This window comes from Aquitalea sp. FG25 (assembly GCF_057809375.1).
The window spans coordinates 91,038-116,665 of record NZ_JBMDJV010000015.1; the positions used below are offsets into that span (position 1 = coordinate 91,038).

Annotated in this window: 27 protein-coding genes and 1 tRNA gene; 17 read left to right on the plus strand and 11 right to left on the minus strand. The window is 59.0% G+C overall.

Features of this window, described 5'->3' with window-relative positions:
* Nucleotides 1-46: 46 nt before the first annotated feature.
* The 4 genes from ACODR9_RS14485 to ACODR9_RS14500 all read left to right on the plus strand — a co-directional run bounded on the left by ACODR9_RS14485 (nt 47) and on the right by ACODR9_RS14500 (nt 2,672).
* Entirely contained in the window at nt 47-232 is a 186-nt protein-coding gene (locus ACODR9_RS14485; RefSeq protein WP_045845657.1) for a hypothetical protein, read from the plus strand.
* Between the two features lie 153 nt (nt 233-385).
* A complete protein-coding gene (locus ACODR9_RS14490) occupies nt 386-1,006 on the plus strand; it encodes a VC0807 family protein (protein ID WP_488810108.1) in 621 nt (206 codons plus the stop codon).
* A 399-nt stretch (nt 1,007-1,405) separates the two neighbouring features.
* A tRNA-Met gene (locus ACODR9_RS14495) sits at nt 1,406-1,482 on the plus strand.
* A gap of 200 nt (nt 1,483-1,682) precedes the next feature.
* Nucleotides 1,683-2,672, plus strand: a complete 990-nt coding sequence (locus tag ACODR9_RS14500; protein ID WP_488810109.1) for a 2-hydroxyacid dehydrogenase — start codon at nt 1,683-1,685, stop codon at nt 2,670-2,672.
* Nucleotides 2,673-2,684: 12 nt separating this feature from the next.
* Here ACODR9_RS14500 and yaaA read toward each other — a convergent pair whose 3' ends face one another.
* Nucleotides 2,685-3,458, minus strand: coding sequence for a peroxide stress protein YaaA (yaaA, locus tag ACODR9_RS14505; protein WP_488810111.1), 774 nt, complete (start codon nt 3,456-3,458; stop codon nt 2,685-2,687).
* A 51-nt stretch (nt 3,459-3,509) separates the two neighbouring features.
* The gene (locus ACODR9_RS14510; RefSeq protein WP_488810112.1) at nt 3,510-4,349 is read right to left on the minus strand and encodes a PhzF family phenazine biosynthesis protein; all 840 of its coding nucleotides are present in this window, start codon (nt 4,347-4,349) and stop codon (nt 3,510-3,512) included.
* A 51-nt stretch (nt 4,350-4,400) separates the two neighbouring features.
* Here ACODR9_RS14510 and dtd point away from each other — a divergent pair, with 51 nt between their 5' ends.
* Nucleotides 4,401-4,853 carry a D-aminoacyl-tRNA deacylase gene (dtd, locus tag ACODR9_RS14515; RefSeq protein WP_488810113.1) on the plus strand — a complete coding sequence of 151 codons (453 nt, stop codon included), beginning with the start codon at nt 4,401-4,403 and terminating at the stop codon, nt 4,851-4,853.
* A gap of 81 nt (nt 4,854-4,934) precedes the next feature.
* Here dtd and ACODR9_RS14520 read toward each other — a convergent pair whose 3' ends face one another.
* Nucleotides 4,935-6,935: a lytic transglycosylase gene (locus ACODR9_RS14520; RefSeq protein WP_488810114.1), complete on the minus strand. Its 2,001-nt coding sequence runs from the start codon at nt 6,933-6,935 to the stop codon at nt 4,935-4,937.
* 164 nt (nt 6,936-7,099) lie between these two features.
* Nucleotides 7,100-7,858: a hydroxyacylglutathione hydrolase gene (gene gloB, locus ACODR9_RS14525; RefSeq protein ID WP_488810115.1), complete on the minus strand. Its 759-nt coding sequence runs from the start codon at nt 7,856-7,858 to the stop codon at nt 7,100-7,102.
* Nucleotides 7,859-7,878: 20 nt separating this feature from the next.
* Between gloB and ACODR9_RS14530 the strand changes: the two genes are divergently transcribed.
* The 12 genes from ACODR9_RS14530 (at nt 7,879) to ACODR9_RS14585 (ending at nt 18,947) form a co-directional block, all read left to right on the plus strand.
* Nucleotides 7,879-8,640, plus strand: coding sequence for a class I SAM-dependent methyltransferase (locus ACODR9_RS14530; RefSeq protein WP_488810117.1), 762 nt, complete (start codon nt 7,879-7,881; stop codon nt 8,638-8,640).
* A gap of 45 nt (nt 8,641-8,685) precedes the next feature.
* Nucleotides 8,686-9,129 carry a ribonuclease HI gene (gene rnhA, locus ACODR9_RS14535; RefSeq protein ID WP_159878939.1) on the plus strand — a complete coding sequence of 148 codons (444 nt, stop codon included), beginning with the start codon at nt 8,686-8,688 and terminating at the stop codon, nt 9,127-9,129.
* A gap of 59 nt (nt 9,130-9,188) precedes the next feature.
* Entirely contained in the window at nt 9,189-9,911 is a 723-nt protein-coding gene (gene dnaQ, locus ACODR9_RS14540) for a DNA polymerase III subunit epsilon (RefSeq protein WP_488810118.1), read from the plus strand.
* Nucleotides 9,908-10,591 (plus strand): 2-C-methyl-D-erythritol 4-phosphate cytidylyltransferase, encoded by a 684-nt coding sequence (gene ispD, locus ACODR9_RS14545; protein ID WP_488810120.1) that lies wholly within the window; start codon nt 9,908-9,910, stop codon nt 10,589-10,591. The genes dnaQ and ispD overlap by 4 nt, the downstream gene beginning before the upstream one ends.
* Before the next feature lie 5 nt (nt 10,592-10,596).
* Nucleotides 10,597-11,076 (plus strand): 2-C-methyl-D-erythritol 2,4-cyclodiphosphate synthase, encoded by a 480-nt coding sequence (gene ispF, locus ACODR9_RS14550; protein WP_488810121.1) that lies wholly within the window; start codon nt 10,597-10,599, stop codon nt 11,074-11,076.
* Between the two features lie 84 nt (nt 11,077-11,160).
* Nucleotides 11,161-11,820, plus strand: coding sequence for a ribose-5-phosphate isomerase RpiA (rpiA, locus tag ACODR9_RS14555; protein WP_488810123.1), 660 nt, complete (start codon nt 11,161-11,163; stop codon nt 11,818-11,820).
* 125 nt (nt 11,821-11,945) lie between these two features.
* A complete protein-coding gene (phoU, locus tag ACODR9_RS14560; protein ID WP_488810125.1) occupies nt 11,946-12,650 on the plus strand; it encodes a phosphate signaling complex protein PhoU in 705 nt (234 codons plus the stop codon).
* A gap of 140 nt (nt 12,651-12,790) precedes the next feature.
* Complete coding sequence (ppx, locus tag ACODR9_RS14565; protein WP_488810126.1) at nt 12,791-14,290, plus strand: exopolyphosphatase; 1,500 nt, start codon at nt 12,791-12,793, stop codon at nt 14,288-14,290.
* A gap of 2 nt (nt 14,291-14,292) precedes the next feature.
* Nucleotides 14,293-15,360 carry a magnesium/cobalt transporter CorA gene (corA, locus tag ACODR9_RS14570; protein WP_488810128.1) on the plus strand — a complete coding sequence of 356 codons (1,068 nt, stop codon included), beginning with the start codon at nt 14,293-14,295 and terminating at the stop codon, nt 15,358-15,360.
* A gap of 126 nt (nt 15,361-15,486) precedes the next feature.
* Nucleotides 15,487-17,835 (plus strand): heavy metal translocating P-type ATPase, encoded by a 2,349-nt coding sequence (locus tag ACODR9_RS14575; RefSeq protein WP_488810129.1) that lies wholly within the window; start codon nt 15,487-15,489, stop codon nt 17,833-17,835.
* A gap of 16 nt (nt 17,836-17,851) precedes the next feature.
* Entirely contained in the window at nt 17,852-18,067 is a 216-nt protein-coding gene (locus tag ACODR9_RS14580) for a heavy-metal-associated domain-containing protein (protein WP_488810130.1), read from the plus strand.
* Between the two features lie 118 nt (nt 18,068-18,185).
* Nucleotides 18,186-18,947 carry a substrate-binding periplasmic protein gene (locus ACODR9_RS14585; protein ID WP_488810131.1) on the plus strand — a complete coding sequence of 254 codons (762 nt, stop codon included), beginning with the start codon at nt 18,186-18,188 and terminating at the stop codon, nt 18,945-18,947.
* A gap of 11 nt (nt 18,948-18,958) precedes the next feature.
* Here the strand turns inward: ACODR9_RS14585 and ACODR9_RS14590 are convergent, their stop codons facing one another.
* The 7 genes from ACODR9_RS14590 to ACODR9_RS14620 form a co-directional block, all read right to left on the minus strand.
* Nucleotides 18,959-19,726 carry a 3',5'-cyclic-nucleotide phosphodiesterase gene (locus tag ACODR9_RS14590; RefSeq protein ID WP_488810132.1) on the minus strand — a complete coding sequence of 256 codons (768 nt, stop codon included), beginning with the start codon at nt 19,724-19,726 and terminating at the stop codon, nt 18,959-18,961.
* 205 nt (nt 19,727-19,931) lie between these two features.
* Entirely contained in the window at nt 19,932-20,600 is a 669-nt protein-coding gene (locus tag ACODR9_RS14595; protein WP_488810133.1) for an amino acid ABC transporter permease, read from the minus strand.
* Entirely contained in the window at nt 20,597-21,334 is a 738-nt protein-coding gene (locus tag ACODR9_RS14600) for an amino acid ABC transporter permease (RefSeq protein WP_488810134.1), read from the minus strand. The genes ACODR9_RS14595 and ACODR9_RS14600 overlap by 4 nt, the downstream gene beginning before the upstream one ends.
* An 88-nt stretch (nt 21,335-21,422) precedes the next feature.
* Complete coding sequence (locus tag ACODR9_RS14605; RefSeq protein WP_488810135.1) at nt 21,423-22,229, minus strand: ABC transporter substrate-binding protein; 807 nt, start codon at nt 22,227-22,229, stop codon at nt 21,423-21,425.
* A gap of 190 nt (nt 22,230-22,419) precedes the next feature.
* Nucleotides 22,420-23,988: a PhnE/PtxC family ABC transporter permease gene (locus ACODR9_RS14610; RefSeq protein ID WP_488810136.1), complete on the minus strand. Its 1,569-nt coding sequence runs from the start codon at nt 23,986-23,988 to the stop codon at nt 22,420-22,422.
* On the minus strand, nt 23,982-24,779 hold the full coding sequence (locus tag ACODR9_RS14615; RefSeq protein ID WP_488810137.1) for a phosphonate ABC transporter ATP-binding protein: 798 nt from the start codon (nt 24,777-24,779) through the stop codon (nt 23,982-23,984). Before ACODR9_RS14615 ends, ACODR9_RS14610 begins: the two co-directional genes overlap by 7 nt.
* A complete protein-coding gene (locus tag ACODR9_RS14620; RefSeq protein ID WP_488810138.1) occupies nt 24,776-25,624 on the minus strand; it encodes a putative selenate ABC transporter substrate-binding protein in 849 nt (282 codons plus the stop codon). Before ACODR9_RS14620 ends, ACODR9_RS14615 begins: the two co-directional genes overlap by 4 nt.
* Nucleotides 25,625-25,628: the final 4 nt, after the last annotated feature.

Genomic DNA, 25,628 nt, shown 5'->3' on the forward strand with positions numbered 1-25,628 from the left:
ACTAAAAATTTTGTCGCAATGATAAAAAAAATAAGGAAATATAAAAATGCAAATCTCTCAATTGAAACCGGGTTACACCGTACTTGAGCATAAAGACAGTGGCGACATCGTCCACTACACCGTCGTCAGCATCCGCCAGGTTGGCAAGATGTTCGAAGTTACTTTTCAATCTGTGCTGGGTCTTGCCAGTGCTTTTTATCCGGCCAACGGTTTTATCCACGCCGCCGCATAATTGCAGTACTTGTTGACCGCGCAAGCCGGTCAGCACACAGATAACACAACCCCGCCGCTGGCGGGGTTTTGTATTTCTGCCCGGACGCTGGCCTTGCTTGTACGCCGCGACGGCTTCTGTCTTATCATCCACTTTTGTCCGACTAGGCTGTCTATGTCCCGTTTGCGCCAACTGCTACCCGAGCTCGTCGCCAATTTCCTGCTGCCCTGGCTGTGTTATCGCTGGGCGGTGCCGCAGTGGGGGGAAACCGCAGGGCTGATCGCTTCATCGCTGCCCCCTTTGTTGTGGAGCGGTATCGAATTGCTGCGTTTTCGCCGTATCGATGCGCTCAGCCTGCTGGTACTCGCAGGCATTCTGCTATCGCTGTTAGCCATGTTGCTGGGGGGCAGCCCGCGTGTTTTGCTGATGCGTGAATCCTTGCTGTCCGGGCTGTTTGGCGTGGCTTTCCTGTTGTCCTTGTTGTCTGGCAAGCCGCTGGTGTTCTATCTGGCTCGTGCCACCGTGGCACGCGAGTCGGATACAGGCAGACAACGTTTTGAGCAACGCTGGCAGGAGGCAGGCTTTCGTCGTGGTATTCGCTTGCTGACGCTGTGGTGGGGAATGGGTCTTACCTTGGAAACAATACTGCGTGCAGTCATGGTCTATACCATGCCAGTTGAGCGTTTTTTGTTGCTGTCGCCATTTGTCAGCTATGGGCTGATGTCCCTGATGCTGTTACTGACCTGGCGCGGACGACAGCTGTTGCGTCCTCACACCACGGCAATGGTGGGGTAAGCACAAAAAAAGAGGCCGCCCGGGGAGGCGGCCTTGAATTTCCGTGATGAACACTTAGGAGAATACGCGCTGCACGTCACCGGGGTGGGTACAGTACGATTCAAACTGCACTGGCTACCTGTCTGCTGCACGTTCGCCTCTCGGGGAAGACAACGGGATGTGTGGCAGGCTGCCAGCCACTCATGGGGCAGAAGTGACTGGCGGTAACACAGTACCTACTTTAGGCCAGTGATATTGAGGAGATGTGTCAGTTGCCTGGGCAAATGTTAATAAGTTTTACAAATGAACCGGTTGTCATATTAAAAAAATTTTAAGAAAGTGTTGACAGTCTAGCGGGCCGATTGTAATATGCACTCCTCTTCTGAAGAAACACAGTAGAAGACAGCGACAGAACACTGACGCGGGATGGAGCAGTCTGGTAGCTCGTCGGGCTCATAACCCGAAGGTCGTAGGTTCGAATCCTGCTCCCGCAACCAATAATGATGACGACAAAAATCGCATCATACAGAAAACCCCGATAGAACTTGGTTCTACGGGGTTTTCTGTTTTTATTTCGCCGTCTTGCCCTGCTTGACCCCTGTATCAACACGGCATGGCGTATGGCCACGCACTCGCGGGCCGGATGCTTGCCGACAGCTTATACTGCAAGACACCCCACATCCCGCAGAGAGTCGCCATGCGCATTGCTGTTTTCGATACCAAGAATTACGACCGCTTGAGCCTGGAAGGTGCCAATCAGCAGTTTGGTCATCAACTGAGCTATTTTGAGCCGCGACTCAACCGTGACACGCTGGAGCTGGTGCACGATGTGGAGGCCGTCTGTCCCTTTGTCAATGACCGGCTGGACGCCGAGGTGATTGCCAGCCTGGCGGCGCGTGGTGTCCGCCTGATTACCCTGCGCTGTGCCGGTTTCAATGGCGTAGATCTGGCTGCCTGTCGCCAGCACGGTATTGTCGTGACCCGCGTGCCAGCCTACTCACCCCATGCGGTGGCTGAACACGCGTTTGCCTTGCTGCTGGCCGTGGTGCGACGCATCCACAAATCCTATGTGCGGGTGCGTGAAATGGACTTTTCCCTGGATGGCCTGGTCGGTTTCGATCTGTATCGCAAGACCATCGGCGTGGTTGGCACCGGGCGTATTGGCCAGGCTACCATTTCCATTGCCAAAGGCTTTGGCATGCGCGTGCTGGCGTTTGACGTATTTCCACAGGCCGGGCTGGATGAAAAGCTGGGTTTTGAATATGTCCCACTACCGCGTTTGTTGGCCGAGTGTGATGTGGTCAGCCTGCATTTGCCACTGACGGCGGAAACCCAGCACATGATCAATGCCACATCATTGACTGGCATGAAGGCCGGTGCGGTGCTGATCAATACCAGCCGTGGGGGCTTGATTGAAACGGGCGCCCTGATTGCGGCCCTGAAGGATGGGCGGCTGGCTGGTGTCGGGCTGGATGTATATGAGATGGAAGAGGGCGTGTTCTTTGAGAACCACTCCGAGATTGGCTTGCAGGATGACCAGCTGGCTCGCCTGCTTACCTTTCCCAATGTACTGGTAACCGCGCATCAGGGCTTTCTGACGCGCGAGGCGCTGGACAATATCGCTGAAACCACGCTGGCCAATGCGGCTGCTTTCGAACAAGGCCGGCTGCTGGACAACAAGGTGTAGCTAGCGGGTTGCTCAGTCGTGCCGACGCCGGAAGACCCAGCGCTGGCCGTCTGATTCACTGCTGTCAAAGTGGTAGCCTCCCAGCTGGAAATCCTGTAGCGCTTCCGGCGTGTCCACACCGTGCAGTGCTGCCCAGCGCGCCATCAGACCACGTGCCTGCTTGGCATAAAAGCTGATGATTTTGTATTGGCCGTTCTTGTAGTCCTGAAACACCGGGGTGATCAGTCGGCCATGCAGCTTGGCCGGTTTGACCGCTTTGAAGTATTCGTCCGATGCCAGATTGACCAGCACCGGATTGTCCGTGGTATCCAGCAGCGCATTCAGTGCATTGGTGATGTGCTCTCCCCAGAAGGCATACAGGTTGGCACCATGCGGATTGGCCAAGCGGGTACCCATCTCCAGCCGATAAGGCTGCATCAGATCCAGCGGTCGCAGCAGGCCGTACAGGCCGGACAGAATGCGCAAATGTTGTTGCAGGTAGTCCAGTTGGCCATCGTTCAGGCTGGCGGCATTCAGGCCCTCGTAGACATCGCCCATGAATGCCAGCACCGCCTGTTTGGCGTTATCCGGAGTAAATACAGGGCTCCAGTCGTGGTAGCGTCCCACATTCAGCGTGGCCAGCGTATCGCTGATGCCCATCAGGCGCGAGATGTCGGACGGGCTCTTTTCACGCAATACGGTGATCAGTTGCTGGCTCTGCGCTAGAAAGTCAGGTTGGGTGTGGCGCGTGGTGTGTGGGGGGGTATCGTAGTCCAGCGTCTTAGCCGGAGAAAGTACCATCAACATGGGGCAAATCCTTGCTGCGAAGTAGGGGGTGATTGTAGCGGAGATGGCAGCTTAGTGTGCCGCCTCCATGAGTCTGGCGCGGCCGGATATGAGAATCGAGCTGCCTTTTTCAGCCGGGATTGTGGCCTGCAAGAAAGAACGCTGGCCCATATCCTCTCCCTGTATTACCTCGATATGGCCGCCATGCTCCCAGCCAATATCGCGCAGATAGCCGGCAAGAGCGGCCGTGGCTGCACCGGTAGCCGGGTCTTCATAGACGCCACCGGCAGCAAAGGCATTGCGGCTGTGAAAGCGTTGCCGGCCTTCTGCCCACAGCAGCAGGATGGTGGTGAGACCGGCGCGGCGCATCAGATCGCGGCCTGCTGCCAGTGAATAGCGCATGGCGGATAGGGTGGCGCGTTCTTGTACGGCGAGTAGCAGGTGGTCCGCTCCAGCATGAATCAGGGCTGGGGGCAGCTTGGGGCAGAGCTGGTTGGTGTTTAGTCCGAACAAGTCGAGTGCTTCTTGCAGTAAGTCTGTCGGTGCAGCAGTACTGTGCGTGGGGGGCGATTGCAGGGCGGCACTGAGCTGTCCTGCCTGGTATTGGCCACTGACGCTAATATTGGCCTGATTCAGTTGCAGGGGGAAATCCCCATTGCCGAATTGCATGGCCAACGCGGCTCCTAGAGCAATGGTGGCGTGGCCACAAAACGGAACTTCTGCTTCTGGTGAAAAATAGCGCACCCGCCAACCCTGGCCCTGTGGCATGGCAAATACGGTTTCCGAGAAGCCCAGCCTGGCGGCAATGCTTTGCATCTCCTTCTCACTTGGCAGGCTAGGCTGAATCACGACACCAGCCGGGTTGCCGCCACTGCTACCATCGGAAAATGCCGCAATCTTCAAAATATTCATTACAGGCTCCTACCAGGTAAAATGGCATGTCGGATTTTAGGAGATGTGGGCATGCGGGTGCTTGTTCAACGGGTGAGTGAGGCGAAGGTGAGTGTGGCTGGTGAAACATGTGGGCAGATTGCTGCTGGCTTGTTGCTGCTGGTGGGGGTGGAGGAGGTGGATACGCCCCAGGATATCGACTGGCTGGTACGCAAGATCAGCCAGTTGCGTATTTTCAATGACGATGCCGGGGTGATGAACCGCTCTGTGCTGGATTGTGGCGGGGATGTGCTGGCCGTCAGTCAGTTCACCTTGTTTGCCTCTACCCGCAAGGGCAATCGACCTTCGTATAGCCGTGCGGCACGGGGGGATATCTCCCGGCCCCTGTTTGAGCAGTTTGTTGCCAGCATGGAGCTGGCGCTGGGCAGAGCGGTGCCAACCGGGCTGTTTGGTGCCGATATGCAGGTGAGCCTGGTGAATGACGGCCCGGTGACCATTCTGCTGGATAGCCGGGAGCCAGAATAAGCAGCTGGCAAAAAGCGAAGCCGATTGCTGGATAAGAAAAAACCCGCCGAGGCGGGTTTTTTCTATGCAAGGGCTGAGGAATTACAGACCTTGGGTTTCGATGCGTACGCGCTGGCCTGGCTGCAGGCGGGTCAACTGATTGGCATCGTTCCAACGCTGGATGTCAGCATGGTTAACACCAAAGCGGCGGGCGATGCTGTAGACGGTATCGCCACGCTGCACCACGTATTCCGCTGGTACGGCACCGGTGGCGGCTGTTGGGCTGCTGCTAACCTTGACCAGTGCCTCATCCTGAGCGGATGGGGCCGGCACGGCCTCCGCCAGCATGGTGTTGCTGGCCAGCGGATTGGGTTTGACGCGGATGATCTGGCCCAGCTTTACCGTGCTGTCGTTCAGATTGTTGTAGGACTTGAGATCAGCCACGCTCACGTTATAACGACGCGAGATATTGAACAGGGTATCGCCATTGACCACCGTGTGCTGGGTTGCTGCCGGATTGATGCTGGCAAGGCGGGCTTCCAGCGGCTTGGGCGGTGGGGTGGTGCTGGAGGGCAGGCTGGGTGCTTCGGCCTTGGCCAGTACCACCGGCTTGCTGATTGCTTTGTCAGACGAGGCTGCTTCGCTCTCGGCCAGGATGGTCTGCGGCGTGCTGAGCGTAGCGGCTGCCGGGCTGATGCTGGCCGTGCTGGCAGCCACAGCAGTTGTCGTTGTGGCGAGTGCTATGGCTTGCTCTGTTGGGGGCGGTGTTATTGCCGCGCTGGTTGCGGCTGCTACTCGAATTGTTGCGATCAGCGGCTGGCTATTGACTGGCGCTGCTGTAGCCACTACCGGTGCTGCCGGAGCCTTGAGCTGTGCCGTCACCCTTGCTGCAGCCTGCGGTTTGGTGCTGGCAATCAGGCTGTCACTGGCGGCGAGGTTACTGTCTGTGCCATCAAGTGGCGTGGCACCATCGCTCTTGCCGCGCAGGGCTACCAGCACCGGTCGGCCTGCCGTCAGGTTGCGCGAGCCCAGTTTGTTGACGTTCTGCAGTTCTGCGGTACTCATGCCATAGCGTTCGGCCACGCTGGCGATGTTTTCATCTGCCGACGGGGTGTACACCTGCCAGCTCAGCAGCGGCTTGTCCCAGTGGGACAGGTTGTAGTCGAACTTGTCGGCCTTGGCCAGCGGAATCAGCATCTGGCGGCCCGGCTTGTGGGCATAGACCGGCAGATTGAAAGCCGGGTTGAGTTCCTTGAATTCGGCAACGGACATGCCGGCCATCTTGGCGGCCACGTCAATATCCATGTGGCGGCCCGTTGAGACGGCAATGAAGTAAGGCTTGTTGGGGAATTTATCCAGCCGGATCCCATACTTTTCCGGCTGGCTGAGGATGTTGCGAACGGCAATCAGCTTGGGGGCGTAATTGCGGGTTTCGTTCGGCATCTTGATGTTTTCGTAGGTCGGCTCCAGGCCTGCGGCCTGAGCGCGGGCAATGGCGCGTGCCAGATTGCCTTCACCCCAGTTGTACGCGGCCAGGGCCAGATTCCAGTCGCCAAACTGGGCGTACAGATTCTGCAGATAGTCCAGCGCGGCGCGGGTGGCTTCCATGATGTCGCGACGGCCGTCATACCACCAGGTTTGTTCCAAGCCGTAATGGCGACCGGTGGCGGGCATGAACTGCCACAGGCCGGCCGCACCTACCGGTGAATTGGCGGTAGGAACAAATGCGCTTTCCACAATGGGCAGGAAGGCGATTTCAGTTGGCATGCCGCGACGTTCCACTTCATTCATGATGTGGAACAGGTATTTATGGCTGCGATCAAGAATGCGTTTGAAGTATTCGGGCTTGCTGCTGTACAGGCGTTCTTGCTTGCGGACGATGTCGGCATTGACTTCGGGCAGCTGGAATCCTTCGCGTGCACGTTCCCAGACATTATCGCCGTTACGCAGCAAGCTGGAGTTCAGCAGCATCATGTCCAGGCCTGCAGCCTGGGCTTCATCTACCCCTACTGACTGGCGAAAAGCGCCGGAATCGGCATGCGCCAGCGACGACAAGGAAAATGCAAATGACAACGAAAGTGCCAATGGGGTGATTCTTTTCATTTGGCCAGCCCGGATTTCTGATCTGGGCCGATGCTAAACACCACCCCATGGTGTGTCAATGAAAAAAGACAAATCATTTCATGAGCTTTGCGTGAATACGTCGTTCCAGATAATTGATTGTGCCAATCTGCCTTTTGGCAAGAATGATCTACCCGTAATGCATGTCAGCGAAAATTGTTTTTCCATTCGCGCAACACGGCAAACACCTCCACGCGCGCGGACAAGTGTTGTCCGGCATGGCGGCTGGCAGCGTTCTGCACGCTGGTAATGCTGCTGCGCATGAAAGGATTGGTGGTTTTCTCCAGTCCCAGCTCCGTTGGCAGGGTGGGCAAGCCCATGGCGATCTGCTTCTGGTCCAGCAATTGTCTGAGCTGGATTTCGTCATTGTCTGGCTCAACGGCAAGGGCGAATTTGAGATTGGACAAGGTATATTCGTGTGCCGGATAAAAACGGGTGGTATCCGGCAGCGCTGCCAGCTTATCCAGTGAGGCCAGCATCTGGGCCGGGCTGCCTTCAAACAGCCTGCCACAGCCCGCACCAAACAGAGTATCGCCGCAAAACAGCTGGCCATGCCCGTAGTAGCCCAGATGATCCAGGGTATGACCAGGCAGGGCCAGCACATCAAATACATAGTTGTGCCAGTGCACGCAGGCCCCTTCCTTGACCGGCTGATTGACGCCGGCAATGCCTGGCGGTCCATAAACCTGCGCTTGTGGCCAGCGTTGCAACAGTTCGGCCAGGCCACCGCAATGATCAGCATGATGGTGGGTGATGAGGATGGTTTGCAGGGCCAGTCCACGTTGATCCAGAAACGCAATCAGCGCTGCCGCCTCGCCAGGGTCAACTGCAAGTGCACCGGTGCCCTGTTGCAAAACCCAGATATAATTGTCGGCAAATGCCCGAACGGGGGTAACGGTAAACATGGTCGGATCGGACTCCTTCAATGATGCAAGCGTTTTCCACGTGGCTGACCACGACCGAACTGGGACATTACCTGCTGCAGTGTGAGCAGGCATTTTTCGATCGGGCGGTCGCCGATATTTTCGGTTTTCATGCTGTACAGATGGGCCTGCCCGAGGTGGGCTTCCTGGCTGCTAACCGCATTCCCTGGCAGTGCCAGGCAGCAGAAGGCGGCAAGGCACAAATCATCTGCCATCCGGCACAAATGCCGTTTGAATCACGCAGTCTGGATTTGCTGGTCATGCCTCATCTGCTGGATTTTACCACCGAGCCGCATCAGGTTCTGCGTGAGGTGGAACGCGTGCTGGTGCCGGAAGGCCGTTTACTGATGACCGGCTTCAATCCGGTATCGCTATGGGGAGTGCGACGCTTGATCCAGGGCCGGGCGGATACCCCGTGGCGCGGTAATTTCTTTCCCTTGATCCGTATTCGCGACTGGCTGAAATTGCTGGATCTGGAACCGGTAGCCGGCTGCTTCATGGCCTATGCACCGCCGCTGTCGCAGCAGGGGTGGCTGGAGCGTTTTGGCTTTCTGGAACGTGCCGGCGACAAATGGTGGCCGCTGGCGGCTGGTGTATATGGCATCGAAGCGGTTAAACGCCAACGCGGCATGCGCCTGATCACCCCCAACTGGAAAATGGCCAAGGCTTCCAAGGGACTGGTGGTGGCAGGAGGGAATGAGCGCCACCCCAGCCACAGACAGACGCCGTCCAGCCACCGTCAGGTGCCAGGTCGGCAAGATTGAATCAGCCCGGCCCGTGCAGGGCCGGGACAACAGAACTTGAGAAACATGACAACAGAAGATTGTGTCGAGATTTATACCGATGGTGCCTGCAAGGGCAATCCCGGTCCTGGCGGCTGGGGTGCATTGCTGCGCTTCAAGGGTAAGGAAAAAGAGCTGTTTGGCGGCGAGCGCGGTACCACCAATAACCGCATGGAGCTCTTGGCGGTGATTCGTGGCCTGGCGGCGCTGAACCGGCCATGCCATGTGGTGGTCTACACCGACTCGCAATATGTACAGAAGGGTATTTCCGAGTGGATTCACGGCTGGAAAGCCCGTGGTTGGAAGACCGCAGCCAAGGAGCCGGTAAAAAATGCCGACCTGTGGCAGATGCTGGATGCCGAGCGCAACCGCCATACCCATGTGGACTGGCGCTGGGTAAAGGGCCATGCCGGCCACGAATTCAACGAGCGGGCCGACCAATTGGCCAACCGAGGCGTTGAAACCCTGTAAAAGTTTTGCCTCTTTATTGATTGTGGCCGGTACATGCCGGCCTGCCAGAAAGCAGCAGCATGAGACAGATTATTCTCGATACCGAAACCACCGGCCTCGATCCGGATCAGGGCCATCGCATCATCGAATTTGCCGGTCTGGAAATGATCAACCGCAAGCTCACCGGCAAGCATCTGCATCTTTACATTCACCCCGAGCGTGATATCGACCCGGATGCCGAGCGGGTACACGGCATCTCGCTGGCATCGCTGGAAGGCAAACCACGCTTTGCCCAGGTGGCGGAGCAGATGGCCGACTTCATGCGCGATGCCGAACTGATCATTCACAACGCGCCATTTGACGTTAAATTCCTCAATGCCGAGTTCGACCGGCTGGGCTTGCCCAAGATCAAGCAACTGGTTGGCCAGGTAACCGACACCCTGGCCATGGCGCGTGACCAGTTTCCCGGCAAGCGCAACAGCCTGGATGCCTTGTGTGACCGCTTTGACATTGACCGCTCTAACCGTACCCTGCACGGCGCGCTGATTGACTGCGAACTGCTGTCCGAAGTGTATTTGTGGATGACCCGTGGCCAGGAAAGCCTGGTCATGGATATTGATGTCGATGCAGGCAGCACGCAGGGCGGCGACATCCAGTTTGAACGCAAGCCACTGCTGGTCAGGCGTGCCAGCGAAGAAGAGCAGGCCGCGCATCAGGGCTATCTGGGTGAGCTGGACAAGGCGGTGAAGGGCAGCTGTCTGTGGCGTACGCTGGAAACCCAGCCAGCAGGGGATGCAACATGAGTCGCTATCTGGCCCTGGTGCCGGCGGCGGGCTCCGGCAGCCGCTTTGGCGGCCCCAGCCCCAAGCAGTACCTGCAACTGAATGGTCGCCCCTTGATGTGGCACACCTTGCAGGCACTCAGCCAAGTGGAAGCCATCAGCGAAGTGGTGCTGGTGCTGTCGCCGAGTGATGAGTGGTTTGATGATTTTGACTGGAATCTGCCCAAACTGCGCGTGCATCGGGTGGGCGGCAGCAGCCGGGCCGAAAGCGTGCGCAACGGGCTGGAAGTCATGGCTGCCCGTGCCGAAGATTGGGTGCTGGTGCACGATGCCGCGCGCTGCTGCCTGTCGGTCGCGGCGGTAGAACGCCTGATTGCAACGTTGGCCGATGACCCTGTGGGCGGCCTGCTGGCCTTGCCCGTGCCAGATACGGTGAAGCGAGCCGATGCCGAAGGGCGCATCAGCACCACCGTGCCGCGTCAGGGGCTGTGGCTGGCGCAGACACCTCAGATGTTCCGTGCCGGCCTGCTAGGCCAGGCCTTGGCCCGCAGCATGACGGAAGAGGTGACGGATGAGGCCGCAGCCATCGAGCAGTATGGTCACAAGCCACGGCTGGTGGAAGGCGATGCGCAGAACTTCAAGGTCACCTTCCCGCGCGACCTGGCGCTGGCCCGGGCGATTCTGGCTTCACGAAAGGAATGAACTCCATGTTCCGAGTTGGACAAGGTTACGATGTGCACCAGCTGGTGGAAGGCCGCCCGCTGATTCTGGGGGGCGTGACCATTCCGCACAGCCATGGCCTGTTGGGTCATTCCGATGCCGATGCCCTGCTGCATGCCATCACTGATGCGGTACTTGGCGCGGCGGCGCTGGGAGATATCGGTCGGCATTTTCCCGATACTGACGCAAGCTTCGAGGGGGCGGACAGCCGCGTTCTGTTGCGTGAGGCCGTCTCTCGCGTTCGGGCTGCCGGCTGGCAGGTGGTCAATGTGGATGCTACGCTGATTGCACAGCGTCCCAAACTGGCACCGTATATTTCTGCGATGTGTGCCTGCATTGCCGCCGATCTGGGGATTACGCAAAGTGCGGTCAATGTGAAGGGCAAGACCAATGAAAAACTGGGTTATCTGGGCCGCTGTGAAGCGATTGAGGCGCAGGCTATCTGTCTGCTGATGCCCTTGTCCTGATACCGTTTCGCCCGACAGATGCCAGCTGATGTGGGATAATCGGCAGCTGGATATGCAATCGAACTTACTGCTGGAGGTATCAACATGCTGACCCAAGACCAACTCAAGCTGGCTGTCGCCAAACAGGCGCTGGAATTCGTGCCGGACGACTGCATCATCGGTGTGGGCACTGGCAGCACGGTCAATCTCTTTATTGAAGAGCTGGCCGCCATCAAGGGCCGCATCAAGGGCGCCGTATCCAGTTCGGAAGCCTCCACCGCGCGTCTGAAAGCCCACCATATTCCGGTGTTCGAGCTGAACGAAGTGGAAAAACTGGAGGTGTATATCGATGGTGCCGATGAAATCAACCATCACCTGCACATGATCAAGGGCGGTGGCGCCGCGCTGACGCGCGAGAAAATTGTGGCCAGCGTGGCCGAGCAGTTTGTCTGCATTGCCGATGAGAGCAAGTATGTGCTGAAGCTGGGTGCATTCCCGCTGCCGATCGAGGTGATCCCGATGGCGCGCAGTTCGGTAGCTCGCCAGCTGGTGGCGCTGGGTGGTCATCCAGAGCTGCGTCAGGGCGTGGTCACCGACAATGGCAACGTCATCCTGGATGTGCATGGCCTCACCATCAATACGCCGGTGGAGCTGGAAGAAACCATCAACCACATTGCCGGTGTTGTCACCTGTGGCCTGTTTGCCCGCCGCCGTGCCGACATCCTGGTGCTGGGGCGCCAGAACGGCGTGGAAGTCATCCGCTAAGCCGTTTTCCCGTTGCAACCGGGCCTGTCACGACAGGCCCGTCTTGATTAAATGTCATCAGCCTGTCATCTGGCCGGCTTATCATTCCCCTTTACCTGAATTCCGGATTCGTTCAAGAGGCAGACATGGCAGAACACATCTCCAAGCAGTTCGACATGGAACTGGAAACCATCCGCACCCGCGTACTGCAAATGGGTGGCCTGGTCGAACAACAGATCCTGTCTGCTATCGATGCCCTCATGTCCGGTGACATCGCCAAGTTCGACAAGGTGATTACCGAAGACGCATTGGTCAACTCCATGGAAGTGACCATTGATGACGAGTGCCAGCACATTATCGCCCGCCGCCAGCCGGCTGCCAGCGACCTGCGCATCATCATTACCGTGATCAAGACCATTACTGATCTGGAACGCATCGGTGATGAAGCGCAAAAGATCGCCCGCATGGGTAAAACCATCTACCAGTCCGAGCGTTACCAGATGCCGCGCTTCCGCGAAATCCGCAAGATGGCGGAAGTGGCGCTGGCCATGCTGCGCCGTGCGCTGGACGCATTTGCCCGGCTGGATGCCACCGCAGCGCTGGAACTGGCAGAAGAAGACATGCGGCTGGATGACGACTTTGCCGCCGAACTGCGTCAGCTGATTACCTTCATGATGGAAGACCCGCGCACCATCAGCATGTCCATCGACACCCTGTTCATTTCCAAGGCCATCGAACGCATTGGCGACCATGCCAAGAACATCTCGGAATACGTGGTGTATCTGGTCAAGGGCAAGGATATCCGCCATACCTCGCTGGAAACCATCAAGCGGGAAACACTGGGCGGCTGATCAAGCGCAATGACGCAATGACATAAATGGCGGTAACATCTCGGGTGTTACTGCCATTTTTTATCGAACAATCCGTGGCGGAGCAGCGCCCTGACCCAGCCGTCCGCCCTGACTCCGCAGCAAACCATATTGGAAAAGGCTTGCCTTTGACCACCACCCTGCCTACCCCGGATGTCCTGGCCACTGTTGACCTGGGATCCAATACCTTCCGCCTGCAAGTCTCCCGCGTTGTCGAAGACCAGCTGTATCCGCTGGATGCAATGAAAGAAACCGTCCGCCTGGGTGCCGGCCTGACTGCCGACAAATATCTGGACGAGCTTACCCAGGAAAAAGCCCTGGCTTGCATGGCGCGCTTTGGTGAGCGTCTACGTGGCTTCAGCCCGTCCCAGGTTCGGATTGTTGGCACCAATACCCTGCGGGTGGCAAAAAACTCGGCCGAATTCATTCAGCGGGCTGAGGCCTTGCTGGGGTTTCCCATCGAAATCATTGCCGGGCGCGAGGAAGCACGGCTGGTGTATATCGGTGCAGCGCATTCGCTGCCAGCCACCAAGGAAAGACGCTTGGTGGTGGATATCGGCGGCGGCTCCACCGAGTTTGTCATCGGCAGCCAGTTCAAGGCCCATGTAACGGAAAGCCTGCCGCTTGGCTGTGTCAGTTTCAGCCTGCGCTACTTTGCCGATGGCAAGCTCAGCCGCAGTAATTTTGCCGATGCCACGCTGGCCGCCCGCAATGAAATCCAGCGCATTTCCAGTGAGTACCGCCCGGAAGAATGGCAACTGGCGGTTGGCACTTCCGGCACGGCACGGTCCCTGCGCGATATTCTGGAAATCAACGACTGGTCGGCATCGGATATCACCCTGGATGGCATGCTGCAATTACGGGCCGAGCTGATCAAACGTGAAAACCTGAAAAATGTCAGCCTCAATGGTCTGAAGGCGGACCGGCTACCGGTGTTGCCGGGTGGCCTGGCCATCATGATCGCCATCTTTGAAGAGCTGGGCGTCAGCAAAATGACGGTGGCCGAAGGTGCGCTGCGTGATGGCGTGCTGTACGACCTGCTGGGCCGCCAGCGGGAAAAGGATATGCGCGAAAGCACGGTGCAATTGTTCAAGCGTCGCTACCATGTGGACGTGCAACAGAGCGAGCGGGTGCAGTTGCTGGCCGAACGCCTGTATCGCATGGTGGCGGGTGAAGATATCGATCAGGACATGCTCAAGCGCCTGGTGTGGACGGCACGCCTGCATGAGATTGGCCTGACCATTGCCCATACCGCTTATCACAAGCACTCAGCCTATATTCTGCAGAACGCAGACATGCCGGGTTTCTCCAAGCGTGAACAGGCCATGCTGGCCACCATCGTGCTGGGCCATCGTGGTGATATGGGCAAGATGCAGCAAGTGGTGCACGACCCGGTGCTATGGCAGGCGGTTGTGGCATTGCGGTTGGCTGTGCTGTTTTATCGCAGCCGCCATGCGATTCCGCTATCTGACTTACTGGATCTCAAGCCGGCAGCCAAGGGTTTTGTACTCACCGTGAGCAAGAATTGGCTGAATGACAATCCATTGACTGCCAGCGCCTTCCGCCAGGAAGTGCTGCAGTGGAAGAATGTCGGTTTCGAGCTCGATATCAACCAGATCTGACCATGCGCCATGCCAAGGTAAAGCAGAGGGTGCCCACGCTGGGCGAACCACCCGGCACCCTGCTGCCCGTCGGTGAAGCCAAAGTGGAGGCCAGCAGTATCACCCTGCTGGAGTTCGGTCCGCAGGCCTTGTGTGAAACCAGCTTCGACTCCGTCGTGGAAGGCTTGGCCTATCGTCCCAGCCAGCCGGTACTGTGGCTCAATGTCTATGGCCTGCACGACGCCGCCGTCATGCAGGCCATCGGCGAGCGTTTCGGACTGCACCCACTGGTGCAGGAAGACATTCTCAACAACCGGCAACGACCCAAGCTGGAAGACTACGGCGACTATCTGTTCATTGCCACGCGGGTGTTCGACTTTCCTCCCAATGGCGGACGTCTGCGTTACAACCAGATGTATCTGGTGATCGGCAGCGGTTTTGTGCTGTCATTTCAGGAAAAACCAACCGGGGTGTTCGAACCCGTGCGTGAGCGTCTGCGCAGCGGGCGTGGCGCATTGCGCAGCAAGGGGGCTGATTACCTGGCCTATGGCCTGATTGACGCCATCATCGATGACTACTTCGGTGTGCTCAGCCAGTTTACTGAGCATGTGGAGCGCACCGACCAGCTGCTGTTGCACGGACGCGAGCAAGGCGTCTTGCACAAGGTACAGCGGCTTAAGCACGACTGCCTGAAACTGCGGCGCTCGATTCTGCCGCTGCGTGAAATCCTGCTCACCCTGATGCGCGGCGAGTACCGGCTGATTCAACCCGATACCCAGGTTTATCTGCGTGATGCTTACGATCACACCATGCATGTCATCGAATCACTGGAAATGTCGCGTGAAATGGTGGCGGATATGCTGGACCTTTACCTTTCTACCCAGTCACACCGGCTTAATCTGCAGATGCGGGTACTGACCGTATTCAGCATGATCTTCATGCCGCTCACGCTGATCGCCGGCATTTACGGCATGAACTTTGAAAACATGCCGGAACTACACTGGCACTATGGCTATTTTGCGGTGCTGGGACTGATGGCCGCGATTGCTGCTGGATTGATCTGGCTGTTTTCCCGCCGTAACTGGATCTGATTTTACCGGCTTACCGAGCAACCGCAGAGGCGCAGGCCCTGCGGTTTTTTTGCGCGTGCAGAATGGCAAACATCGCTGTTTTAATATACCCCTTGGGGGTATATACTTGCAGGCAAGGAGTCCATCATGACCGAAACCGTTATCACGTTGCCCATTGCCGGCATGCACTGTGCGGCCTGTGCTGCCAGGCTGGAAAAGGTATTGGGTAAGCTCGATGGTGTCAGTGCCAGCGTCAGCTTTGCCAGCGAGCAGGCCCAGATTCACTATCAGCCTGGGCACAGCAGCCTGCAGCAAGTGCAGGATGCTATCGTCAAGGCTGGTTTCAGCGTGCCACAGCAACAGTTGCAGCTGGATATCAGTGGCATGACGTGTGCTGCATGTGCAGTACGGCTGGAGAAGGTGCTTAACAAGCTGCCGGGGGTGAATGCGCAGGTTAACTTTGCCACCAGCAATGCCCAGCTGCAGTTTGCCGCCGGCATGCTGCCCATTAGCGATGCGCTGGTTGCCGTGCGCAAGGCAGGTTTTGACGCCACGCCCCATCAGGCGGCGGGAGGAGAAGACCTGCAACAACAGCACGCACGCCAGTATCGCCGGGAGTTGGTCTGGTTTGTCCTGTCGCTATTGCTGACCATGCCTTTCCTGCTGGAGATGCTGGCCATGCTGTTTGGCTGGCATCAACTGATGCTGCCACGCGGCCTGCAGCTGGCGCTGGCAACCCCGGTGCAGTTCATCATCGGCTGGCGCTTTTATCGTGGAGCATGGCATGCGCTGCGCAGTGGCGGTGCCAATATGGATGTGCTGGTGGCGCTGGGAACCAGCATGGCCTGGCTGCTTTCCACTGTGGTTACCCTGTCGGACTGGCAGCAACAGCATGTGTATTTTGAAGCCAGTGCAGCCGTCATTACGCTGGTGTTGCTGGGCAAGCTGCTGGAGGCGCGGGCACGCGGCAAGACCTCAGGTGCCATTGCCAGCCTGATACGGCTGGCACCACGCCAAGCCCGTATCGAGCGTGATGGCCAGTTGCAGGATGTTGCCGTCGAGCAATTACAGGTGGGCGATGTGGTGGTGGTACGCCATGGCGAAAGCCTGCCGGTGGATGGCGTGGTGGTGGAAGGACAAGCAGCGATCGACGAGAGCATGCTGACTGGTGAAAGCCTGCCGGTCAGCAAAACCATCGGCGACAAGGTGTATGCCGCCACGCGCAATCAGCAGGGCATGCTCAAAGTGCGTGCCAGCAGCGTGGGCAGCCAGACGCAACTGGCCGAAATCATTCGGCTGGTGGGGCTGGCACAGGGTTCAAAAGCCCCCATCCAGCGGCTGGCCGACCAGATTGCCGGTGTGTTTGTGCCGGTGGTGGCTGTAATCGCCTTGCTTACCCTTTTGCTTAATGGCTGGTGGCTGGGCGACTGGAGCCTGGCCTTGATCCGCGCCGTGGCCGTGCTGGTGATTGCCTGCCCGTGTGCGCTGGGCCTGGCCACGCCTACCGCCATCATGATGGGCGTAGGCAAGGGGGCCGGACGCGGCGTACTGTTCCGCAATGCGGCTGCGCTGGAAACTGCCGGGCGCATCAATACACTGGTCGTGGATAAAACCGGCACGCTGACCGAGGGCAAGCCGGTGGTCACTGCCATCTGGGCAGTCGATGGTGACGAGAATCGCGTATTGCAACTGGCGGCCAGCGTGGAAAGTGGTTCCGAGCACCCGCTGGCACGCGCCATTCTGCAGCAGGCAGCACAGCGTGACCTTGCCTTGCTACCCTTGCAAACTTTTCAGGCCGAAGTCGGGCAGGGCGTTACTGCCAGTATCGATGGATACGGCAGCCTGCGCGTGGGGCGGCCTGACTGGGCCTGCGATTCTGCCTTGCCGGCAGGGTGGCCATTGCCAGGACAAAGCATGATTGCACTGGCTGACGATACCCGGCTGCTGGGCCTGTTGGCGATTGCCGATACCTTGCGGCCCGGTGCGGTGGGGGCGGTAAAAACCTTGCAGCAGATGGGGGTGCAAGTCATCATGCTGACCGGCGACAACCCCTCCACGGCGGCAGCCATTGCCAGCGAAGCCGGCATTACCGATTATCGGGCCGGGCTGCGGCCGCAGGACAAGGCCGAGGCTGTCGTGCAGTTGCAGGCGGCTGGCCGCAAGGTGGCGATGCTGGGTGATGGTGTTAACGATGCGCCAGCATTGGCGGCAGCAGATGTCAGCTTTGCCATGGGGGCTGGTTCGGATGTGGCGATTGAAACGGCAGACATCACCCTGATGCAGGGCGATGTTCTACATGTGGCCGATGCCATCCGCCTGTCACGTGCCACGCTGGGGAAAATCCGGCAAAACTTGTTTTTTGCCTTTATCTATAACGTGCTGGGTATTCCACTGGCAGCGCTGGGCATGCTTAATCCGGTGCTGGCTGGTGCTGCCATGGCGATGAGTTCGGTGTCGGTGGTCAGCAACTCATTGTTGTTGCGCCGCTGGAAATAAACGCAAAGGAAGCATCATGAGTGAACTGAAACTGAAAATTGAAGGCATGACCTGCGGTGGCTGCGCCAACAGTATTACCAAGGTGCTCTCCACCATGGCGGGTGTCAGCAGTGCCGAAGTCAGCCTGCAAGATAAAGCCGCCAGCATTGTTTACGATGCGGCAACCGTGTCCCCGGAGGAGCTGGCGGCGGCGGTGGAAGATGCTGGTTTTGATGTGGTGGGTGCGGACTGACAGAATGCGTATCCGCATTTGGTAGAAACACTTATACTCACCTCATTACAGATGCCGGTTCTCTGACCGGCATCTTCATTTACACAGCAACGGTGTCAAGCCGCGACATGAAGCGATGATGGGGATCTGGATTCGGAGACTGGCCGCAGGCTGCGGGCTGGCGATGACGTGTCATGCCGTACCGGCAGCTGCACTGCCCGTACTGGCAGAGGAAAACCTGCCTTTTTCCTACCAGCGCGATGGCAGCATGCTGGGCTACTGCACCGAGACTGTCCGCGCGGCACTGGAGGCTGCACACCTGCCGTACCAGATGGATATCCAGCCCTGGGCGCGCATCTATACCACCACACTGGCCAAGCCGGGCACCCTGATGTTTCCCATCGCCAGGACGGCGGAGCGGGAAGACAAGTTCAAGTGGATAGGCCCCTTGGTAGCCAACCGCATTGCACTGTTCCGCAAGAAGGGCCGTAGCGACGTGGTGGTGCATAGCCTCGATGACGCCCGGCACTACCGCATTGGTGTGGTCAATATGGACTTTCGCGAGGAATACCTGCGGCGCAAGGGTTTCAGTGAGGTTGGCGGCAAGTCTTTGATCGTGGTGAGTTCCAGTGATTTACTGCTGCCGATGTTGCAAGCAGGCCGTATCGACCTGGTGCCGCTGGGGCTGGCAAAGTGCGCTCCGCATGGGCTTGATTGCAGCAGCATCGAACCGGTGTATGTGCTGAGCGAGCTGGAATCTGCGCTCTATATGGTATTCAACCGCAATACCAGCGATGCCCTGGTACAGAAAGTGCGCGAGGGTTTTGAGCAAACCCGGCGTAACGGCAGTCTGGCACGTATCATGGCACCACTAAACCACATTTACGGTCGTGGTGAGTGAGGCCGACAGTTTTATAGCTCAATGCTGATGCCTTGTTCCAGCGGATGCACGTGCAGCAGCGAAGGCAGCTCCTTGCGTACTTGCTCCAGTATCTGCGTACGTTGCCTGTTGTCGGTATGGGTGATCCAGACATGCACATTGGGCGGCAGGATTTCCAGCAGGGGAATCAGCAGAGCCGGCGACATGTGTCCATCCACCATGGCCTTGGCGGAATTTTCATTCAGATAGCTTAGCTCGCAGATGACATCGGTCAGCGATGGCACATGGCTGATCCAGTGCCAGAACGCCAGGCAGGGGCCGGAATCTCCGGTAAAGGCCAGCGCCCGCCACGGGCCCTCCAGCAGCCAGCCGACTGCCGGCACGCTGTGCTCTGCCGGCAAGGCGGTGGCAATGCCGTCCGGCAAAGACACCGCATCTCCCACTTCGATGGCATGCAGTCGCAGCCAGGGGACATTGCCCGGTGCCGCCTTGGTGTAGTCCGGCCATTGCTGGCTGTTGAACATCTGTTGTTTTAACGCATCGATGGTTTCCTGCTGGGTATACACATCCACCCCGCGTCCGCCATGGCTGATATGGGTATCGGCCAGTAGTGGCAGGCCACTGCAGTGATCCAGATGGCTATGCGTAAGCAAGACCGTTTCGATTTGCAATAGGGCTTGCGTGTCGAGATCGACAATACCGCTGCCACAATCGAGCAGGCAGTTATCGTCCACCAGAAAACTGGTGGTACGCAGTGCCTGGCCGTAGCCGGATGATGATCCCAGAACCTTGACGTGCATGTGTCTCCCCTTGCAAAGGTGCAGCATGAAACCTTTTGCAGTGTAGCCGATGGCGTGGCATCACGCCGCTGCCGCAACCGTGGCGTAGGCAAGTCGGGAAGATGTGGCGGGTTCCCGTTTTACGTCGCCGCTATGTTTGTGCCGATTGTATGACCGGGTTTGAGGGGGAAATGTTCGGCAGCGGGTAAAACCATGCAAATCAGGGCTAAGCAGCTGCCAGCCGGCGTCCGGTCCATTCCAGCGTGGCACACAGTAGCAGATAGGCAAGGGCGACAATGCCGAATACCTGCAAGGGGTAAACCTGCTCGCGGTTGTTGATCTGGGTGGCAACAAAAGTGAACTCTGCCACACCCACCACATAGGCCAGCGAGCTATCCTTGAGCAGAGTAATCCACTGGTTGATGAAGGACGGCAGCATCTGGCGTAAAGCAGGCGGCAGGATGATGTAGCGCAGCGTCTGCCAGCGGCTCATGCCCAGCGCAGCACCCGCCAGCCATTGGCCTTTACCGATCGCTTCAATGCCAGCCCGAACCGACTGGCTCAGATAGGCCGCGTTGATCAGTGCCAGTGCGGCAATCACCGTCAGCACGCCGGGGATGTCGATGCCGAACAGAATGGGCAGCAGAAAGTAGCACCAGAAAATCAGCATCAGTACCGGGATGGCACGCAGCACGTGCACCAGCACGGTCAGGCCACGCCGCAGCCGCCGTCCACCCATGACAAGTGCGATGCCGCCTGCCAGTCCGCCCAGCGTGGCCAGCAAGCCGGCAACCAGGCTGATACCTACGGTAAGCAGCAGTCCGCCCGGCTGGCCCTGTGCCAGATTACCCCACAACAGATAATCCAGATTGTCCCGCAGCAAGGTCAGCATCATGGCGCGTGTCCCCCGGATGTGCGCAGCGTACCGAACAACTGCGTGGCGATCACCAGTATCAGGTAGAGCACTGTGGCCACGGCAAAGGCCTGGAAGGCCAGCAGGGTTTCGCTTTCCACCTGGCGCGAGGTATAGGACAGCTCGGCCACGCCAATAGCCATGGTCAGCGAGGTGTTCTTGATCACCGCAGTGTACTGGCCCAGCAAGGGCTGGCGGATCACCTGCAAGGCTTGCGGCAGCACGATATGGCGGAAGATCTGCCATTCGCGCATGCCCAAGGCCCGTGCCGCCAGCCTTTGCCCGGTGGCCACCGTATTTAGCCCGGCCGCCAGTTCGGCGCAGATGAAGCTGGCCGAATACAGCGACAGCGCCAGCCAGGCTGCCAGCCATTCGAACGATGGCCACGCCAGGCTGAACCCAAATGGCAGCATCCATTGATGGGGTGTGTTAAGCCATTGCATGAGGGCATCCGGCAGCAGGCCGCCAGCGCCGAAATACCACAGCAAGACCTGCACCAGCAGCGGCGTGTTGCGGTGCAGGCTGCAAAACAGGCTGGCCGGCCATTGCAGCCAGTGTTGCTGGCTATCCTGTGCGGCACACAGCAGGATGCCCAGCAGGGTGGCCGACAGGCACACGCACAGGGCCAGTCCTGCGGTCATCACTGCGCCATGCAGCAGCCAGCCCAGATAATGCGGGGCCAGCCAGCCTTGTCCCAGCCAGGAGGGCGGAGTCATCGGTCTGTTCTTTCGGTAAGGGGAATAAAAATGCATAAAACCGGCCTGTGCAGCAGAGGCGCAGGCCGGTTGGCTGATCTGCTAAAAATCAGGCAGCGTCGCCGATCTTGAAATCACGCGGCAGTGGTGCCTTGGTGCTGGGGCCAAACCAGCGGTCGTAGATCTTGCGTGCCTGGCCGGATTTTTCCAGTTCCACCAAGGTGTCATTCACCACCTTGGTCAGGCGCGCCTCACCCTTGGGCAGGCCGATGGCCTGGTATTCGCGGGTGAGGGTAAACGGGGCCAGCTCGTACTTGGCCTTGTCCGGGGCATTGGCCAGCAGGGCGGCCAGTTTGGAACCATCTTGCGAGATGGCCTGCACATTGCCATTGCGCAGCGCAGTAAAGGCCAGCGGGGTGTCATCGTAGGCAACCACGGTGGTTTTGCTGTATTTCTCGCGCAGGTAGATTTCCTGGGTGGTGCCCTTGTCCACACCCACGCGCAGGCCAGCCAGTTGTTCCGGCTTGCTCAGGCTGCCCTTGCGGGCAATGAACTGCTGACCGGAAGCAAAGTAGGGCAGGCTGAAGTCCACCTGCTTTTTGCGCTCGTCGGTAACGGTGAAGTTGGCCGCTACCAAGTCGGCCTTGCCAGCCACCAGCAGCGGAATGCGGTTGGCCGGATTGGTGGGCACCAGTTCCAGTTTTACTTTTAGTTTGCTGGCAATGGCTTGGGCCACTTCCACATCCAGCCCGCTGATCTGGTGGGTCTTGCCATCAAGAAAGCCGAAGGGTGGATTGCTGTCGAAAGCGGCCACGCGCAGTACGCCAGCTTTCTTGATATCGTCCAGGCGGTCGGCCAGAGCATGGCCGGCGGTGCCCAGCAGGGTGAGCGCCAGTAGCAGGGAAGGGGTTTTCATGGCTAAGCCTCTTGTGGAGTGAGATGACAATCACAGTCAGCACCGGTAAGTGCTGCTGTAAATGACACCATGCTAGGCCCGGCTTATCAGTAGGTAAAACGATTAAAAATGCATTTTTTATCAGAATATGGAATAAGAAACGGCAGCACAGTGGCTGCCGTCATGTGCGGGGCTGGCGCACGGCGACACCTCAAGCCATGTGTTGCCGCCAGAGTCGGCTGAGTTGTTCCACCGCCCATGACAGCAACAGCATGGCGATGATCAGACTGGCTGCCCGGTGCTGCTGGAATAAGGACAAAGCCAGATAAAGCTGCTGCCCCAGCCCACCGGCCCCGACAATGCCAAGTACAGTGGCAATACGGATATTGTTCTCCCAGCGATACAGGGTATAAGCCACCCACTGGCTGAATACGGTGGGCAGCTGGCCGTAGGCAAAGGCCAGCAAGCGGCTGGCCCCGGCTTGGCGCAGGGCGAGTTCTGGTGCGTGATCGGCATTTTCCAGCGTCTCGGCAAACAAGCGTCCCAGTACCCCGGCGGTGTGCAAGGCCAGCGCCACGACGCCAGCTGCCGGACCAAGTCCCACCGCCAGCACCGCGATGGACGCCCATAGCAGATCCGGCACCCCGCGCAGCAGATTGAGCAGCAGGCGGCTAGCCCATTTGGCCGCGCTGCCAAACCGCCCGGCGGCTGGCATGGCCAGTGCGCTTGCGGCGACAAAGGCCAGTACCGTGCCCAGCGCCGACATGGCCAGTGTTTCCAGCGTGCCATGGGCCAGCTCGGCCAGCATGTCACCATCCGGCGGGAAAAAGTCATGCATGAAACGCGGGATGGCGGATAGATCGAAGCCACTGTCGCGCCAGCCCGGTAGCAGCCACAGCAGGCTGGCCAGCACCGCCATTACACCGCCGCCCAGCAGATACATACCACCACGCTGGCGTTCCAGCGCATGGCGTGACAGCAGGCTGATGCCTTCGCTCAGGCTTACCAGCAACAGGAAAACCAGCAGCAAGGTGCTGACCTCGCCGCCATTGAGCATTTTCAGGCTGGTGTCCAGCAATTGGCCTACGCCACCGGCACCGACAAAACCCATTACGGCGGATGCCCGAATGGCGCATTCCCAGCGGTAGACGCTATAGCTCAGCAACTCGGGCAGCGCTTGCGGCCACAGGCCATACAGCAGACATTGCCAGCGGCTGGCACCTTGCAAGTGCAAGGCGGCAGCCAGCTCGCGTTGCTGGGATTCCAGAATCTCGGCATACACCTTGCCCAGCATGCCGCCATAGGCCAGGCCGATGGCCAGCACTGCAGGCAGGCTGCCCAGGCCAGCGGCACGGACAAATAGCAGCGCCCAGACGATTTCCGGAATGCCGCGCAGGATCACCATCAAACCGCGCAGCAGTGACGCCAGCCAGCAGGCCAGGCGAGCAGGGCGTTCGGCACCCAGTACGTGGCGATCCAGCGCGCGGCTGGTGGCAAAGGCCAATGGCGCACCCAGCAGCATGGCCAGCGCAATGCCTGCGGTGGCACTGGCCAGCGTGGTAATGGTTTCGTGTGCGACATCGCGCAGGAAACCACCCTGCAAGGACATGGGGAAGAAACCGGCGACAAAACCGGCCATGGTGTGCCAGCTGTCGGGGTTGGCCAGCGTGGCCGGATTAAACTGGGTCAAGCTGAAGCTGGGGGCCAGTAGCAGCAGGCACAGCAGCAGGGTGAGCAGGCGCGGCCAGCGAGCCGGATCGCGCGGATGAGTACTCAGCATCGCAAGCCCTGGCTGACTGCGGCTGGCGCGGCAGGCGTGGCGGGTTCGGCCAGCCTTTCGCCAGCATACAGCGCGCTGACTACGCCGGGATGGACCTGCTCGCGCGGCAGATCGAACATGATCTGGCCATCACGCACGCCGATGATGCGCGGAAAGTAGGCTAGGGCCAGTTCCACCGAATGCAGGCTGACCAGCAGGCTGGCCTGGCGGGCACTGGCTTCAGCCACCAGCAGCCGGATGGTGTCCTCCGCCAGCTTGGGGTCGAGCGCGGCCACCGGTTCATCAGCCAGCAGCAAATCGGCCTGCTGGTAAAGCACGCGGGCAATACCGACGCGCTGACGCTGGCCACCGGATAGCTGATCGCAGCGCTGCCACAGCTTGTCGGCCAGTTCCACCCGTTGCAGGCAATCCTGAATGGCCGCGCCATCTCCAGGCCACAACAGGCGGGTGAGGGCGGCCAGCCCACCCTGTTGGCCCAGCTTGCCTGCGGCCACAGCGTGGATTGCCCGCTGCCGCGCTGGCAAGGGGGCTGACTGGTAAACCATGCCGATGCGGCTGCGCAAGCGCTGCAGCCAGCGTGTCGACAGATGCCAGGGGTTGTCGCCCAGCACGGTCAGGCTGCCCTGGCTGGGGCGGTAACGGGTGGCGGCCAGTAACAGCAAGGAGGTTTTGCCAGCACCAGACGGGCCAATCAGCGCGGCCTGTTCGCCGCTAGCCAGCTCCAGGCGGATATCACGCAGGATATCCACCCCGCCCAGTTGCAGGCTGGCACCGTCAAACAGCAGGCTCACTTGAGCAGGCCTGCCGCTTCTGCAGCGGCTTCGATGCCCTTGTAGTTATCCGCCTTGGTGGGAATGAAACGGCTGGCGCGTTGCAGTTCCAGAATGGCCTTGTCCTGCGGATTCTTCGGGTCCAGCTTGAGGAAGGCTGTGGTGATGCGGGCTTGCAGTTTCTTGTCCAGATTGCCGCGCACCGTCCAGTTGTAGTCGTAGAAAGCCGGGCTGGTGGCCAGCAGCTTCACCTTGCTGCTGTCTACCTTGCCACTTGCCACCAACTTGTCCCATACCGAGGCATTGAGTGCGCCGGCATCCACCTTGCCGGAGGCCACCCAGGCCACGGTGGCATCATGCGCACCGGAGTAAGCCACATTCTTGAAGAAGGTTTCCGGCTTGATGCCTTCCTTTTGCAGGAAGTAGCGCGGCATCAGATGGCCGGAGGTGGACGAGGCCGAGCCAAAGGCAAAGCTCTTGCCCTTCAGGTCTTTCAGCGATTTGGCATTCACCGCAGCATTGACGATGAATTTGGAGGTGAACTTGCTGTCTTCCTCGCGCTGTACCAGCGGCACCACCTTGCCATGCAGGCTGGCCTGCACAAAGGTAAAGCCGCCCAGCCAGGCCATGTCGATCTTGTCGCTGTTCAGCGCCGTCACGACGGCTGCGTAGTCGGTTACCGGCACAAACTGTACCTTCATCCCCAGCTCTTTTTCCAGATACTGGCCGAGCGGCGCAAACTTGCGCTGCAGTTCGGTAGGCGCTTCATCCGGAATAGCGGAGACTTTCAGTACCGCTTCTTCGGCGGAGGCCAGAGCGGAGACAGCCAGTAATGCCGTGGCCAGGGTGAGCTTGAGGGTTTTCATGCCA

Bases quoted from the DNA above. Each gene is read 5' to 3' on its own strand.
- ACODR9_RS14530 (WP_488810117.1), top strand. From the start codon at position 7,879: ATGATGCAAGCGTTTTCCACGTGGCTGACCACGACCGAACTGGGACAT.
- ACODR9_RS14575 (WP_488810129.1), top strand. From the start codon at position 15,487: ATGACCGAAACCGTTATCACGTTGCCCATTGCCGGCATGCACTGTGCG.
- ACODR9_RS14605 (WP_488810135.1), bottom strand. From the start codon at position 22,229: ATGAAAACCCCTTCCCTGCTACTGGCGCTCACCCTGCTGGGCACCGCC.
- ACODR9_RS14610 (WP_488810136.1), bottom strand. From the start codon at position 23,988: ATGCTGAGTACTCATCCGCGCGATCCGGCTCGCTGGCCGCGCCTGCTC.
- ACODR9_RS14485 (WP_045845657.1), top strand. From the start codon at position 47: ATGCAAATCTCTCAATTGAAACCGGGTTACACCGTACTTGAGCATAAA.
- ACODR9_RS14500 (WP_488810109.1), top strand. From the start codon at position 1,683: ATGCGCATTGCTGTTTTCGATACCAAGAATTACGACCGCTTGAGCCTG.
- yaaA (WP_488810111.1), bottom strand. From the start codon at position 3,458: ATGTTGATGGTACTTTCTCCGGCTAAGACGCTGGACTACGATACCCCC.
- dtd (WP_488810113.1), top strand. From the start codon at position 4,401: ATGCGGGTGCTTGTTCAACGGGTGAGTGAGGCGAAGGTGAGTGTGGCT.
- ACODR9_RS14520 (WP_488810114.1), bottom strand. From the start codon at position 6,935: ATGAAAAGAATCACCCCATTGGCACTTTCGTTGTCATTTGCATTTTCC.
- ispD (WP_488810120.1), top strand. From the start codon at position 9,908: ATGAGTCGCTATCTGGCCCTGGTGCCGGCGGCGGGCTCCGGCAGCCGC.
- rnhA (WP_159878939.1), top strand. From the start codon at position 8,686: ATGACAACAGAAGATTGTGTCGAGATTTATACCGATGGTGCCTGCAAG.
- ACODR9_RS14510 (WP_488810112.1), bottom strand. From the start codon at position 4,349: ATGAATATTTTGAAGATTGCGGCATTTTCCGATGGTAGCAGTGGCGGC.
- ACODR9_RS14580 (WP_488810130.1), top strand. From the start codon at position 17,852: ATGAGTGAACTGAAACTGAAAATTGAAGGCATGACCTGCGGTGGCTGC.
- ACODR9_RS14620 (WP_488810138.1), bottom strand. From the start codon at position 25,624: ATGAAAACCCTCAAGCTCACCCTGGCCACGGCATTACTGGCTGTCTCC.
- dnaQ (WP_488810118.1), top strand. From the start codon at position 9,189: ATGAGACAGATTATTCTCGATACCGAAACCACCGGCCTCGATCCGGAT.
- gloB (WP_488810115.1), bottom strand. From the start codon at position 7,858: ATGTTTACCGTTACCCCCGTTCGGGCATTTGCCGACAATTATATCTGG.
- ACODR9_RS14490 (WP_488810108.1), top strand. From the start codon at position 386: ATGTCCCGTTTGCGCCAACTGCTACCCGAGCTCGTCGCCAATTTCCTG.
- ACODR9_RS14590 (WP_488810132.1), bottom strand. From the start codon at position 19,726: ATGCACGTCAAGGTTCTGGGATCATCATCCGGCTACGGCCAGGCACTG.
- rpiA (WP_488810123.1), top strand. From the start codon at position 11,161: ATGCTGACCCAAGACCAACTCAAGCTGGCTGTCGCCAAACAGGCGCTG.
- phoU (WP_488810125.1), top strand. From the start codon at position 11,946: ATGGCAGAACACATCTCCAAGCAGTTCGACATGGAACTGGAAACCATC.
- ACODR9_RS14600 (WP_488810134.1), bottom strand. From the start codon at position 21,334: ATGACTCCGCCCTCCTGGCTGGGACAAGGCTGGCTGGCCCCGCATTAT.
- ACODR9_RS14595 (WP_488810133.1), bottom strand. From the start codon at position 20,600: ATGATGCTGACCTTGCTGCGGGACAATCTGGATTATCTGTTGTGGGGT.
- corA (WP_488810128.1), top strand. From the start codon at position 14,293: ATGCGCCATGCCAAGGTAAAGCAGAGGGTGCCCACGCTGGGCGAACCA.
- ACODR9_RS14585 (WP_488810131.1), top strand. From the start codon at position 18,186: ATGGGGATCTGGATTCGGAGACTGGCCGCAGGCTGCGGGCTGGCGATG.
- ispF (WP_488810121.1), top strand. From the start codon at position 10,597: ATGTTCCGAGTTGGACAAGGTTACGATGTGCACCAGCTGGTGGAAGGC.